10 protein-coding genes are annotated in these 12,653 nt (G+C 58.3%); 1 reads left to right on the top strand and 9 read right to left on the bottom strand.

From position 1 onward, the window contains the following. Positions 1 to 46: 46 nt before the first annotated feature. Together ACXADZ_RS07700 and trkA are read right to left on the bottom strand one after the other, a co-directional pair. Entirely contained in the window at positions 47 to 1,585 is a 1,539-nt protein-coding gene (locus ACXADZ_RS07700) for a TrkH family potassium uptake protein (RefSeq protein WP_171090348.1), read from the bottom strand. Beyond that, positions 1,585 to 2,961: a Trk system potassium transporter TrkA gene (trkA, locus tag ACXADZ_RS07695; protein ID WP_475194608.1), complete on the bottom strand. Its 1,377-nt coding sequence runs from the start codon at positions 2,959 to 2,961 to the stop codon at positions 1,585 to 1,587. The genes ACXADZ_RS07700 and trkA overlap by 1 nt, the downstream gene beginning before the upstream one ends. 96 nt (positions 2,962 to 3,057) lie before the next feature. Here trkA and ACXADZ_RS07690 point away from each other — a divergent pair, with 96 nt between their 5' ends. Next, positions 3,058 to 3,540: a hypothetical protein gene (locus tag ACXADZ_RS07690; protein WP_475194607.1), complete on the top strand. Its 483-nt coding sequence runs from the start codon at positions 3,058 to 3,060 to the stop codon at positions 3,538 to 3,540. Here ACXADZ_RS07690 and ACXADZ_RS07685 read toward each other — a convergent pair. The 7 genes from ACXADZ_RS07685 to dusB form a co-directional block, all read right to left on the bottom strand. After that, positions 3,532 to 4,695, bottom strand: coding sequence for an MFS transporter (locus ACXADZ_RS07685; protein ID WP_475194605.1), 1,164 nt, complete (start codon positions 4,693 to 4,695; stop codon positions 3,532 to 3,534). The two genes, ACXADZ_RS07690 and ACXADZ_RS07685, sit on opposite strands and share 9 nt — an antisense overlap. Before the next feature lie 53 nt (positions 4,696 to 4,748). Further along, positions 4,749 to 5,327, bottom strand: coding sequence for a helix-turn-helix domain-containing protein (locus tag ACXADZ_RS07680; RefSeq protein WP_475194603.1), 579 nt, complete (start codon positions 5,325 to 5,327; stop codon positions 4,749 to 4,751). A gap of 24 nt (positions 5,328 to 5,351) precedes the next feature. Then, positions 5,352 to 6,761 carry a nitrogen assimilation response regulator NtrX gene (gene ntrX, locus ACXADZ_RS07675; protein ID WP_171090357.1) on the bottom strand — a complete coding sequence of 470 codons (1,410 nt, stop codon included), beginning with the start codon at positions 6,759 to 6,761 and terminating at the stop codon, positions 5,352 to 5,354. Beyond that, positions 6,758 to 9,022 (bottom strand): sensor histidine kinase NtrY-like, encoded by a 2,265-nt coding sequence (locus ACXADZ_RS07670; RefSeq protein WP_475198521.1) that lies wholly within the window; start codon positions 9,020 to 9,022, stop codon positions 6,758 to 6,760. Before ACXADZ_RS07670 ends, ntrX begins: the two co-directional genes overlap by 4 nt. 123 nt (positions 9,023 to 9,145) lie before the next feature. Next, a complete protein-coding gene (locus ACXADZ_RS07665) occupies positions 9,146 to 10,513 on the bottom strand; it encodes a response regulator (protein WP_171090361.1) in 1,368 nt (455 codons plus the stop codon). Next, positions 10,513 to 11,601, bottom strand: coding sequence for a two-component system sensor histidine kinase NtrB (locus ACXADZ_RS07660; RefSeq protein WP_171183449.1), 1,089 nt, complete (start codon positions 11,599 to 11,601; stop codon positions 10,513 to 10,515). Before ACXADZ_RS07660 ends, ACXADZ_RS07665 begins: the two co-directional genes overlap by 1 nt. Next, complete coding sequence (gene dusB, locus ACXADZ_RS07655) at positions 11,598 to 12,581, bottom strand: tRNA dihydrouridine synthase DusB (RefSeq protein ID WP_475194599.1); 984 nt, start codon at positions 12,579 to 12,581, stop codon at positions 11,598 to 11,600. The genes ACXADZ_RS07660 and dusB overlap by 4 nt, the downstream gene beginning before the upstream one ends. Positions 12,582 to 12,653: the final 72 nt, after the last annotated feature.

The raw sequence follows: 12,653 nt of genomic DNA, 5'->3' as shown, positions 1-12,653 counted from the left end.
TTCCAGATGAAAAATAAGGCAGTAACGTCCGCGGGGCGTGTTCGGCTCAATCGCGCCACAGCGACGGTGTGATCAGGGCGATGATCGCAAGCGTCTCAAGCCGACCGATCACCATCGCCGCACACAGCGTCAGTTTCGCCCCGGAAGACAGATCAATTAGCCGAATTGGGACGTCCGTGGCCAGTTCGATCAGCGGACCCGTTGTCGTCAAAGTGGCAACACTCAGCACCATTGCCTGTTCAAAACCGGACCCCATCGCCGCCAGCAAAAGGTTAAACACCGCAAGCGTCAGCGCGAAAAGCATCAAAAAGATCCAGGCGATAAAGGCCCCGTCGCTTTGAATGCGCCGATTGCCGCCGCCGACACCGCTGACGGACGAAGGGTAAATCAAGCGGTCGATCTCTCGCGCGCCGTTGAGGTACAACGCAAAAACCCGCAACAGCTTGACGCCTCCGGCAGTGGTGGCGACGCCGCCGCCGATCAGCGCCAATCCCATCAGCAATAACCCCGGCGTACCCAGACCCGACAATTGCTGGGCATCGTTCCAGTTCGCACTTTCAAATCCAGCCGTGGTCAGGAAGGCCAGCACAGTGAACAGCATGCCCCAGATCACCTGCAACGCCTGAAGCGGAGCGATCTGCCCGCCGATCTCGGTCACGCCAGCCACCACGCGGAAGAACAGCAATAGCGCGACGGCCAAAACGATCATCAGACCGATGCGAAACTCGGGGTCTCTGTCCAAGCGTGAATAGCCGGTGGTGGCGGTATCAGTCGAAAAGGTCAGGCGCGAAAGGGCAAAGAACAGGAAAAGGAAAAGGATTGCTTCACCTGTAAATCCGGCCTGTGCGCCTTCCATGCCGCCAACCGGAGAGATACCCGAAGTCGCCATCACTGACATCGCGTGACAGACAGCCGTTAGCCCGGCCTCACCCGCGATCAGCAGAAGCACCCAGATTACTACAGTCAGCCCGGCATATACCGGCGTCAGCGCCCGCGCCACACGCAGCAAACGGCCGCGGGGATCCACGCGCTCGCTTTGTGCGACACCCGATACCGGGCGACCGGGTTGCCCTTTTGCAGTCACCTCGAACCCACCAAGGGACAGCGGGGCCAGAATCGCGGCAGCCGCGATCCACATCAGCAAGCCCCCCATCCAACCGACCAGCGCACGCCAAAGGTGCAGCGGCGCGCTTAGACGGTTATGGTCAGGAAACAGGTCGGCCCCGGTGGTCGTCAGTGCGCTGACCATATCGAAGTAAGCGTTCAGAAACGTGGTCGTGCCAAGCGCATCATGAAACGGGATCGCAAGAAAGATAGGAAGGATGGTGAAACATCCCAACATCACCGCCAGTTGCCCCAAAGTGCCCCGTCGCGGGATTCGATTCGACGACGCCATTGCGATGATGGAGACCAGGAACAGGCCCAGAATGCCCGAGTACAGAAATGACCGCGAGGTCTCGTGATCATCCAGCACCAGCGCATAGAGAGCCGGAATCCACATGGCCAGAGACACAATGGCCCAGATCAGCAGGAACAGCGGCAATCGCCGCAAAAGCCCAACCTGTTGTGTCCCAGCGCGCGCCATCAGAAGAAATCGATTGAAACCTGCATCAGGCGTTCGACCTCGGGCACGTCCTTGGCCATGGCAAAGATGGCGACCACATCCTTTTCATCGATCCGCAGACTGCCCGTCGGACGCAGAACCTCATCCCCTTTGCGCACGGCACCCACAAGCACACCTTCGGGGAAATCGATATCGCGCAGTTTCTGCCCCGCCATCGGAGAGGTCGACAGAACCTCGGCCTCAATCACCTCGGCCTCGGCATCACCGATGGAATACACCTGTCTAACACGCCCATGCCGGATATGTCGCAGGATCGAGCTGACGGTGGTGGCGCGCGGGTTGATATAGGCATCAATGCCCAACGGTCCCATCAGGGCAACCATGCTGGGATCGTTGATCAGCGCAATCGCCAGCGCACAGCCTTCGGCCTTGGCACGCACGGCGGCCAGCATGTTGGTGCGGTCGTCATCCGTGACAGCCAGCATCGCATCGGCGCGGTCTATCCCGGCCTCGCTCAGCAGACCGGAATCCAAACCGTCCCCGTGCAGAACAATCGTCCGCTCCAGCGCTTCGGCCGCGATTTCGGCGCATGTCCGATCCCGTTCGATGATCTTGGCGCGCACCCGGCTCTCTCGTTCTTCCAGGGTGCTGGCGACTTCCAATCCGACATTGCCGCCCCCCACAATCACAACGCGGTCCTGACGCTTCTGGGCCTTGCCGAACACCTCCATCGTGCGGTTCACGTCGTTTACATTGGTAAAGACGTAACATTCGTCACCGACAAACAGCTGGTCTTCGGACTCAGGCGCAAACAACGTGCCATCACGTCGGACCCCTACGACAATCGAACTGAGTGTGGAAAACAGATCAGTCAGTTGCCGCAGCGGCGTATTCACGATTGGGCAGTCCTCTTCCACCCTGATGCCCAGAAGCTGCGCCTTGCCATCCATGAAAATCTCGGTGTCAAAGGCCGATGGGGCCGACAGGCGGCGCATGGCCGCGGCGGCCACTTCGCGTTCGGGGCTGATCACCACATCGATGGGCAAGTGATCGCGGCGATAAAGATCCGAATGAATGGCTTCCAGATAAGATTTCGACCGAAGGCGCGCGATCTTACGTTGGATCGAGAACACGGAATGGGCCATCTGACACGTGACCATGTTCACTTCGTCAGAATGGGTCGCGGCGATAATCATGTCGGCGTCACGGGCCCCTGCCCGTTCCAGCACGTCAGGGTAGCTTGCAAATCCTGCAATGCCCTGCACATCCAGCGTTTCCGTCGCCCGGCGCACGAGGTCGGGATTGTTGTCCACGACCGTCACGTCATTCAGTTCGCCCGAAAGGTGCCGCGCAATCTGCCAGCCAACCTGACCCGCGCCGCAAATGATGACCTTCATGTTTCTGGCCCTTCTGCCTGAAAGGATTGAATGACAGATGCCCCTAAAACGGTCAATTGAATTGTCATCTCTGTGCGGCTGCGGCAAGATAAGCATATGAAAACGCTGTTTCCTATGCTTGCAACCCTAATGGTGCTGTCCTCATGCGGCGGGCCGCTGTCGCTCTATTACCGCGAAGGGGCAACCGTTTCCCGCCTTCAGCAAGAGACGACACAGTGTCAGCTTAAGGCGGTACAAGAAGTGCCGGTTGCCAATCAAGTCCGTCAAAGCCCGCCAACATACTGGCCCGGGCGCACCTATTGCGACGGTCGGGGTCGGTGTTACCAGTCCCCGGGATGGTGGCAGCCCGGTCGGGTCTACACGGTGGATGTAAACCAGGGCCTGCGCAACACGGTCGAGGCGCAGTGCATGGCGCAAAAAGGGTTCCGCCCCGTCAGCCTGCCAGCCTGCAAGCAAAACGTAAAATCAAGCGTACCTGCAACGCGCACAACAACATTGCCGCCGCTTACGACGCAATCGTGTTTTGTCAAATTCGATGACGGGTCTTTTCAGATCATTTCGCCCGGTCAGTCAGGCTGACCGCGTTTGTGCCGCGCGCTGGCGGGCCAGCGCGATATGCGCAAGGATCGCGATTGCATAAATTCCGATCACACTCAGCAGCATCCCGGCCTCATCCACGCGCCACAAAACCGCCAGCAGAACTGGTGTACCCAGCAAGTTGCCCGCGTTTCCCATCTGCGCCATTGCCCCATAGCTAAGCGCCTGCACCTCGGCCGTTTGGTTCAGGATCGGCACTGCTGCAAAGCTGCCCCCCTGTACGAGTCCCAACACGGCAAACAGCAGAACGCATACTATCTCCAGCGGCAGACCAAGGAAGGCCCCGGCAATGGAAAAAATGCCCAGCCCGAACCCCAGATTGATCACCGCGACGCAGGGCATCACATTCAATAGGACGGGAACTGCTATCCAACTCAGGACAATTCCAGCCAGCGGCATCAACCCGGCGACGTGCGCGCTGATTTCTTCCGACAAACGACCCGGCAGGATGGCCAGCAAAGACACAAAGGTCAGCGTATAAAAGAACCACCCCACTGCCGGGGCTGACACGAACGGAGAGCGATAGGTGCGAAGATGAACGTTCAGCACTTCTGTCCACTGCCAGGGTTTGGTGTCAGAGGCAAATTGCACGCGCATCCGGCAGATCAGGATCACGCCAGCTACTCCAAGCATCAAGAAACCATGCAGCAGGAAGAACGTGGTCAGACCAAAAGCGGCGATCAGCGGCAATCCGATCCACGCATTCAGCGCAAAAGCGACGCCAAAGAATGTGCTCCAAAGGACCATCGCAATGTTGCGCGCCTTGCCGGTTGTGATTTGTGCGATCAGTGTGGGCGCAGCGACGACAATGGCCAGATGTGAAAGCCCCTCGACGAAGCGACTGGCCAGCATGATGTAAAACCCGGGCCATGTCGCCTGAAACATCGAAATCGCGCCACCGAGGCACAAGCCGAAGATCAAAAGTTTCAAGGGCCCAACCCGCCCCACGATGGCCCCGGACAAGGCCCCAAGCAAGGCTCCGATCAGGCTGATGATCGACAGCAACCATCCCATGGTTTCGGTGTGATCAGGATACAGTAAGACAAGCTCGGGAAACGGAACTGCAATTTTTGCAAATTGCGTCGCCGCGCCCAGACCAGCAAGCCAGAGAAGAAGAACCTGAAATATCTGTATCATAAGCCGCTTCTACTGCGCGCAACAGGATCAAGGAACGCATAAATTATGCAGCCTCAGTGTCTGGATCCGCTGACCAGACGAACAGGCGTGCCGTCAGACAGATACAGACGTTCCCAGATGATTTCGCCCGCGCTGATGCGAATGCGGTCATGGACAGCTTCGGACGTTAGGAACGCCTTTGGTGCGGGCGTATGCATGTCCCACCATCCGTCGGCGTCGAGTTCAGCCTCGGCCGCCTGTATTTCATCCGTTGCAAACTGCCACAGAGATACTCCCAACAGCGCGCTTTGGCTGGTTTTCCAATCGCGCGCCCTGCTGGCCGAATAGGCAAGACACCTGTGGCTCGCCTCTTCCACCAAATGCAAACAATCTGACGAGCTCATGACCAACCGCCGCAATGCGCTGTCATCAGCGCGGACCGGTCCAAGGGCCGCAAAGACGGCCTGTTGGGTCTCGGGCGGCGGTGTCTGACCGCCTCGTTCCCACCGCGAAATGGTTGCCTGATCCACCTCCAACAATTCAGCCAGATGAGCTTGCTTGAACCCAACCGACCGGCGCAGCCGTTTCAGGCGCTTTCCGAACCCCGGATAGCCGCGGGTTTCAAGCCGATTCACTGCTCTCAAAACACTCATGGCCAGCCCAGCCGTCCCGGCGGATTACTCTGCCGGTTCCGGCTCATCGATTTGCGCAACACGTGCACCGGACTTGTTCGACGTCACCACGCCCAGCGACTTCAGCTTGCGGTGCAGCGCGCTGCGCTCCATCCCGACAAAGCTGGCCGTGCGGCTGATATTGCCGCCAAAGCGATTGATCTGGGTCAGCAGGTATTCGCGCTCGAACGCTTCACGCGCCTCGCGAAGCGGCAAGGTCGCCAGCGCACCCGACAGAACGACGCGGCCCGAATCTTCGGTCTTTTCCTCTTCGCTTGGCAACTCGCGCGCTTCGATCGGGCCGGTTCCGTCGCCCAGGATCAAAACCCGTTCGATCAGGTTCTTAAGCTGACGCACATTCCCCGGCCAGGTCATCGTCTGCAACAGAGCGACGGCCTCTTCCGACAGTTCGCGGATCGGCAAACCTTGGGTTTCGTTGCACATTTCGATGAAATGCTGGGCCAGAACCGGAATATCCTCGCGGCGATCTTCCAGCGAAGGAACCGCAACCGGCACAACGTTCAATCGGTGATACAGCTCTTCGCGGAACCGCTCGGCTGCGATTTCTTCGTCCAGATCCTTGTTGGTGGACGAGATAACCCGCAGATCCACACGCACCTTGTCAGATCCACCCACACGCTGGAACTGCTGATCCACCAACACCCGCAGGATCTTGGATTGCGTGCCCAGGGGCATGTCCGCCACTTCGTCAAAGTAAACCACACCACCGTGGGCTTCTTCCAGCAAACCGGGCTCGACCCCGCGCTCAGCGGATTCGCGGCCAAACAAAACCTCTTCCACGCGCTCTGGCTCGATCCCCGCACAGTTCACGGTCACAAAGGGCGCGTTGGCACGGTTGGAATGGGCATGTATATAGCGCGCTGCGATTTCCTTGCCCGACCCGGCAGGACCGCTCAGCATCACGCGACCATTTGATTTGGTCACTTTGTCCAGCTGACCCTGCATGGCCCGGAACGACGCGGATTTGCCGATCATGTCCGAGTTGTTGACCTCTTTGCGCTTCAGCGACGCATTCTCGCGACGCAGGCGAGACGTCTCCATCGCGCGGCGGATCACCACCATCAACTGGTCAATGTTAAAGGGCTTTTCGATAAAATCGTAAGCGCCCTGCTTGATAGCAGCTACAGCGATTTCGATGTTGCCGTGCCCGGAAATGATCACCACCGGCACATCCGGGTTATCGCGTTTCACCGCCTTCAGAATGTCGATCCCATCCATGCGGCTGTCTTTCAGCCAGATATCAAGGATCAACAGCCCCGGCGGTTCGGAATTGATGGACGCCATACACTCGTCTGAGTTGGCCGCCAGCCGGGTTGAATAGCCTTCGTCCTCCAGAATGTCGGACACCAGCTCGCGAATATCGCGCTCGTCATCTACGATCAGAATGTCACTCATCTTTGGCCTGCTTTCAGTTTGTTGGTTCTAATTGCCTGCTTCTGTGGCGCAACGGTCGAGGACATATTGGCCCCCGGCAAACGGATTACGGCCATCGCGCCAAAATGGTCCTGTCCGTCAAAGACGGGCGCGTCCTCAAGCGTCAGCGCTCCGCCGTGTTCTTCGATGATTTTCTTGACGATGGGCAGGCCCAGCCCCGTCCCTTCGTCGCGTGTGGTCACATAGGGTTCAAACAGTCGCGCCCGATCCTCGGGCAGACCGATCCCGTTATCTGCAATGGTGATGACCGTACCCGCATCATCACTGGAAACTGCCACTTTTATCTGTGGCTTGAGATTTTCCGGCGCCCCTTTTTCTTTAAGGGTGCCAATCGCTTCTCCGGCGTTTTTAATCAAGTTCGTCAAGGCCTGATGCAACATCGTCGCATCCAAGTCGGCCATGATGGGGTGCTGCGGTAAATCCGCGTTGATCTGCACATCCGGTTGCCCTGCCTGTTGCAATACAACCGCTTCACGCACGAGTTCGACCACATTTTCTTCGCGGCGCTCAGGCTCGGGCATCCGCGCGAATTTCGAAAATTCGTCCACGATGCGACGCAGGTCGTTGGTCTGGCGCACAATGACACCCGTCATCGACTCGAGGCTTTCGCAATCCTCTTCGTCCAGCTTGCGCGCGAACTTGCGTTTGATGCGCTCCGCGCTCAGCTGAATTGGGGTCAAAGGGTTCTTGATCTCATGGGCGATGCGGCGGGCAACGTCGCCCCAGGCTGCCATCCGCTGCGCACTGACCAGATCGGTCACGTCATCAAAGGCAACCACATAGCCTTCCAGCCCCCCGTCTTCACCGCGCCGGATGGCCATGCGTACCAGAAGGTTTTCCAACCGACCCTTGCGGGTGACTTTGACCTCACCTTGGACAGCCTCCTGCCCGCTGTCTTTCAGGCTTTCGAACAGAGGGAGAAACTCTGGCACCGCGATGCCAATGGCCAGATGCTCTTCCCCCCGCGACCAGTCCAGCAACCGTTCGGCCGAGCGGTTCACAAATGTCACGCAGCCCTCAGGGTCAACGCCGACAACACCCGATGTGACAGAGCTCAGAACCGAGTCGAACAATCGGCGGCGGCTTTCGATTTGCTGTGTGTTTTCCAGCAGCGTGTCCCGCTGCCCTTTCAGTTGCCGGGTCATCTGGTTGAAATACCGGCCCAGCATGGCGATCTCGTCATCGCTGGCCTCTTCTATAACCTGAACGCTCAGGTCCCCGGCTCCGACCCGTTGTGCCGCTGTCGTCAGCCGACCAACCGGGCGCGACAAACGTTCTGCGAACCACATACCCAAAGACATTGCAGCAAGGATCAGGATCAATGCAAAGCCCAGATAAAGTAAGCCGAACTCGAACAGCACCCTGCCCCGTTCGCTTTCGAGTTGTTGATAGAACTGCGCCGTTTCCTTGGTGTCATCCAGCAGGGTCAGCAACTGACCGTCCACTTCGCGGCTGACATAAAGGTAACGGTCCAGATAAGCTGTCAGGGGAACTAGTGCCCGGAATTCATTGTTAGGCCAGTCAGCTATGATCAGCAGCCCTGTGTCAGTGGCCTCGGCCATCTGTTCCGAAGTGGGTGCTTCGTAGTTGAACAGATATGATCGATCGCCGCGCGATTTGATCTCGCCGCTGCCGTCGATGACATAAGCTTCCCGCAATCCGCGTTGGATCTGAGCCTGCCCCTGCGCCAACACTTCGCGCAGTTCAGCATCCGAGATGTAGAAATCCAGCGAACGCGCATTGTCCAGGAACCGCGCCAGCACCGAGGCGTCCTGAACCAAACCGCGGCGGTGTTCTTGTTCATAGGCTTCTGCCGCTGTCAGGGACGATCCCACCACTTGCCGAACCCGGTCCGAGAACCAGCCTTCAAGACCGATATTCACCGTGAGCCCGGCAAAAATTGCCACGGTTACGGTCGGCACCAGCGCCAGCAGTGTAAAGGCCCCGATCAAACGCAAATGAAGGCGCGAACCCGCCGACTTGGCCCTGCGCGCCGCAATCAAGCTGCCGACCTGACTCAGCACCAGTGCCGCGACGACAAGTACATAGACGAGGTCTGCCAACAGAATCAGCCGCAGGGTTGGTGCCGTTGCACCAAGATCAAAGGGACCAATGACCAGATAGGTTGCCAGCGCAAGAATTGGCCCCAAAAGGACCAGCCCAAAGGTACCGAAATTGCGCAGTTTTCGTGATTTACGCCATCGACTTATCGATGGGATCATCCCGCTCTGTGCTCGGGTTGTCACCGTCTGCCCTCATCCTGATGTGCCGCGTTTGCGGCTTACCGCCATATATCGTGATCTTTTCCCAACAGATGCCGGGATGCCACGGTTTGTGTGGCGATATTACATCAGTTTGCGGCGGCGTGTCACCTGAATATCGAGGTCCGTAATCTTTTTTCGCAACGTATTTCGGTTGATTCCCAGCAAATCGGCACATTTCGCCTGATTTCCGCCGGTTGCGTCCAGTGCAATTTCGATCAGCGGTGCCTCAACCTCGCGCAAAATGCGCTGATACAGGCCCGGCGGCGGCAGAATATTGCCGTGCAGGTCAAAATACCGCCGCAGATGTCGCTCGACCGAGGTTGACAGTTTTTCACGCTCGCCGCCGCTGAGAACCGGTTCCGCCTCGGGCTGGCTGCCCAGAACCATTTCCACCTCGGCTTTCGAGATTTCATCCGCGCGGCTGGTCAAACCCAATCTGCGCACCGCGTTTTCCAACTGCCTGACGTTACCGGGCCAGGAATAGCGGCGAACCAGTTCCACCGCTTCGGGGCTGAGCCAACGTTTTGCTCCACTTTCACGTTCTTCGCGGGCCAAGAAATGCTCGGCTAAAAGCGGAATGTCGTCCACTCTTTCGCGCAGAGACGGCACATGAATGGTGGCGCCGCACAATCGGTAATACAGATCCTGACGAATTCGTCCGGTTTCCATGCCTTCGGTCAAATCCGACTGGCTGGTGGCCATGAAACGCGGAACGTGATCGCCAGGCGTATCCATCATGCGCACGATCCGGGCCTGAACTTCATCATCGATGTCGGCAATTTCATCAATCAAAAGCGTGCCGCCGCGTACCCGTGCCAAAACACGCGCGGGGCCTTCCAGATCCCGCAGTTCTGCCGCTGTAACGGTGACAAACGGCAAGGTGCGACGGTCAGAAAAGTCGTGAATAGCGCGCGCAATCAAAGACTTGCCAGTGCCGCTTTCACCAGAAATCATCACCGAAAGATCGGTATTCATGACCCGAGCAACCAGCCTGTAGAGGGCCTGCATCACTGGAGTACGCCCAACCAAAGGTAGCTCGTCCGGGCGCTCGCTATCCGCTTCGGCAGGCTCAGGCTGCGCACGTTGTTTCTGATCCAGCGCACGCGCGGTTCGCTTCATCAGGTCCGGCAAATCGAACGGTTTAGGCAAGTAATCATAGGCGTCTGCCTCTGCGGCCTGAATTGCCGTCATGATCGTGTTCTGCGCTGAGATCACAATGACTGGCAGACCCGGGCGATCCTCGGCAATCTTTGGCAGCATTTCCAACCCGTTGCCATCGGGCATGACCACGTCTGAGATCACCACGTCGCCCTTGCCCTCGCCGACCCAGCGCATCAACGTGGTCAGAGACGATGTCGCATGTACCTTGCACCCGGCACGCGTCAGGGCCTGTGTCAAAACGGTCCGGATCGTGCGGTCATCATCCGCAACCAGTACTGTGCCATCCATTAGGTGGTCTCCTTTTTGTGCTCGGCGTCTTCGCGCGGTGCGCGGCGCAGCGACAGTTTGAATACGGTTCGCCCGGGGACAGAATCGGCCGAAATCCAGCCGTCGTGGTCCGATATGATCTTACTCACCAACGCCAGTCCGAGGCCGGTGCCGTTCTCTTTGCCTGAAACAAACGGATCAAAGATATCGCCACGAATGTCTTCGGGCAGCCCCGGACCGTCGTCTATGATCTCGATCTGTAAAGGCAGCGAATGGCCGGACCCATCGCTGCGGCGCAATCGGAAAGAGTGTTCGAAATAGGTCCGTAGCCGAATAGTTCCGCCCTGTGGCCCGGCAGCCTCTGACGCGTTCTTGAGCAGGTTCAGCACCACTTGCAACAATTGATCCGGGTCTCCGAACGCCAGCGGCAAGGACGGGTCGTAGTCTTCGATGATCGTCATATCCGCGCCAAACCCCAGCAATGCAGACCGGCGGGCGCGATCCAAAACATCGTGGATATTGACAGGTTTGAAGTCGGGTTTCTGCAAGTTTCCGAATTGCTCGACCTGTTCTAACAGCTTCACGATCCGGCGACTTTCAGCCACGATAAGGTCCGTAAGTTCAAGATCTTGCGCCGGGATATTCATGCTCAGCAACTGCGCGGCACCCGTGATCCCGGCCAAAGGGTTCTTGATTTCATGCGCCAGCATTTCGGCCATGCCGATAGCCGATTGCGCCGCCGATTTTACGGTGTTGCCCCGTGTCATCCGCCCCGATAATTCGCGTGGCGAGATGATCATGATCATCGATCCCGGATACCCGACCAAAGGCGCGATCTGCAACGCGCATTGCAACGGCGCACGATTTCCCGATCCGGCGTCAACATCGTTTACAAACAGAGGCGTGCCATAGGTCCGTGCACGTTCAAAAGCCTCTTCAAGCGGTGCATCTACTGCGATCTGATCCCACACGGGATGGCCGATCACAGCCTTGCGTGACGCGTTCAAAAACCCCTCACCTGCCGCATTCACATCAGAAATGCGATCGTCCGGATCAATGATGAAGGCCGGAACGGGCAATGAGTTCCAGATGCTGGCATTCGAGTTCATGCCGCCACCTCGCCCGTCTGACTCAATGCATCCGCCAGCAGGCGCAACACTTCGTTTGGATCGCGTGAGGTCAGAACGGCCCGCCGCAAAGGCGCTGGCGTCCCGGCTTCATCCATGTACCAGCCAAGATGCTTGCGGGCGACGCGCAGGCCCAGATCCGCCCCATAGAAGGACAGCATCGCCTGATAATGCGCCTGCACCATGTCTATCAGGTCCGCGCCGACCGGAATCTCAGGGGCCTCTGCCCCGAATAGGTCATGGCATACCTGCGCCAAGAGCCAAGGCTTGCCCTGCGCGCCGCGCCCAACCATCACCCCATCTGCCCTCGACTGATCCAGCGCAGTCTGCGCGGCCGCGGTATCCACGATATCGCCATTTGCGATGACTGGAATCGACACGGCCTCTGTCACGGCCCGGATCGCCCGCCAATCGGCATGGCCCTTGTAAAACTGACATCGCGTGCGCCCGTGGATCGTGACCATCTGAATACCCGCGTCCTGCGCCCGTCGCGCCACGTCTGGTGCGTTTAGCAGAGAGTCGTCCCAGCCCAGCCGGGTTTTCAAGGTCACCGGCACATCAACGGCACTGACCACGGCTTCGATCAGGGTCAACGCATGATCCGGCGTTTTCAGAAGCGCCGAACCAGAATAACCATTGGTCACTTTCTTGGCGGGACAGCCCATGTTGATGTCGATCACCCGTGCGCCCCTGTCGGCGACCTGACGAGCGGCTTCAGCCATCCAATGCGCCTCGCGCCCGGCCAATTGCACAGCAGTGTTTTCGACATCCGCTGACAGTTCCGCACGTTCGCGCACGCCAGGCTTGGCTTGCACCATCTCCTGGCTGGCAACCATTTCGCTTACCACCATGCCGGCGCCAAACCGCATCACAAGATCGCGAAACGGGCGATCCGTGATTCCGGCCATCGGGGCCAGCAATACTGGTGGGTTTACTTCCTTGTCAGCGAGGTGAAGGGTCAACGTGCTTAATCCTTGGGCAGTTGCTGATTTGATATCGAATTCCGCGCATATGAACAACAAAACGGCGTGAAA

It is taken from the genome of Ruegeria sp. ABM4_193, from assembly GCF_056158705.1.
The sequence above is the reverse complement of the archived record's forward strand: the minus strand, read 5'-3'. Positions and strand labels throughout refer to the sequence as shown.

Bases quoted from the DNA above. Each gene is read 5' to 3' on its own strand.
- ACXADZ_RS07700 (WP_171090348.1), bottom strand. From the start codon at position 1,585: ATGGCGCGCGCTGGGACACAACAGGTTGGGCTTTTGCGGCGATTGCCG.
- trkA (WP_475194608.1), bottom strand. From the start codon at position 2,961: ATGAAGGTCATCATTTGCGGCGCGGGTCAGGTTGGCTGGCAGATTGCG.
- ACXADZ_RS07690 (WP_475194607.1), top strand. From the start codon at position 3,058: ATGAAAACGCTGTTTCCTATGCTTGCAACCCTAATGGTGCTGTCCTCA.
- ACXADZ_RS07685 (WP_475194605.1), bottom strand. From the start codon at position 4,695: ATGATACAGATATTTCAGGTTCTTCTTCTCTGGCTTGCTGGTCTGGGC.
- ACXADZ_RS07680 (WP_475194603.1), bottom strand. From the start codon at position 5,327: ATGAGTGTTTTGAGAGCAGTGAATCGGCTTGAAACCCGCGGCTATCCG.
- ntrX (WP_171090357.1), bottom strand. From the start codon at position 6,761: ATGAGTGACATTCTGATCGTAGATGACGAGCGCGATATTCGCGAGCTG.
- ACXADZ_RS07670 (WP_475198521.1), bottom strand. From the start codon at position 9,022: ATGATCCCATCGATAAGTCGATGGCGTAAATCACGAAAACTGCGCAAT.
- ACXADZ_RS07665 (WP_171090361.1), bottom strand. From the start codon at position 10,513: ATGGATGGCACAGTACTGGTTGCGGATGATGACCGCACGATCCGGACC.
- ACXADZ_RS07660 (WP_171183449.1), bottom strand. From the start codon at position 11,601: ATGAACTCGAATGCCAGCATCTGGAACTCATTGCCCGTTCCGGCCTTC.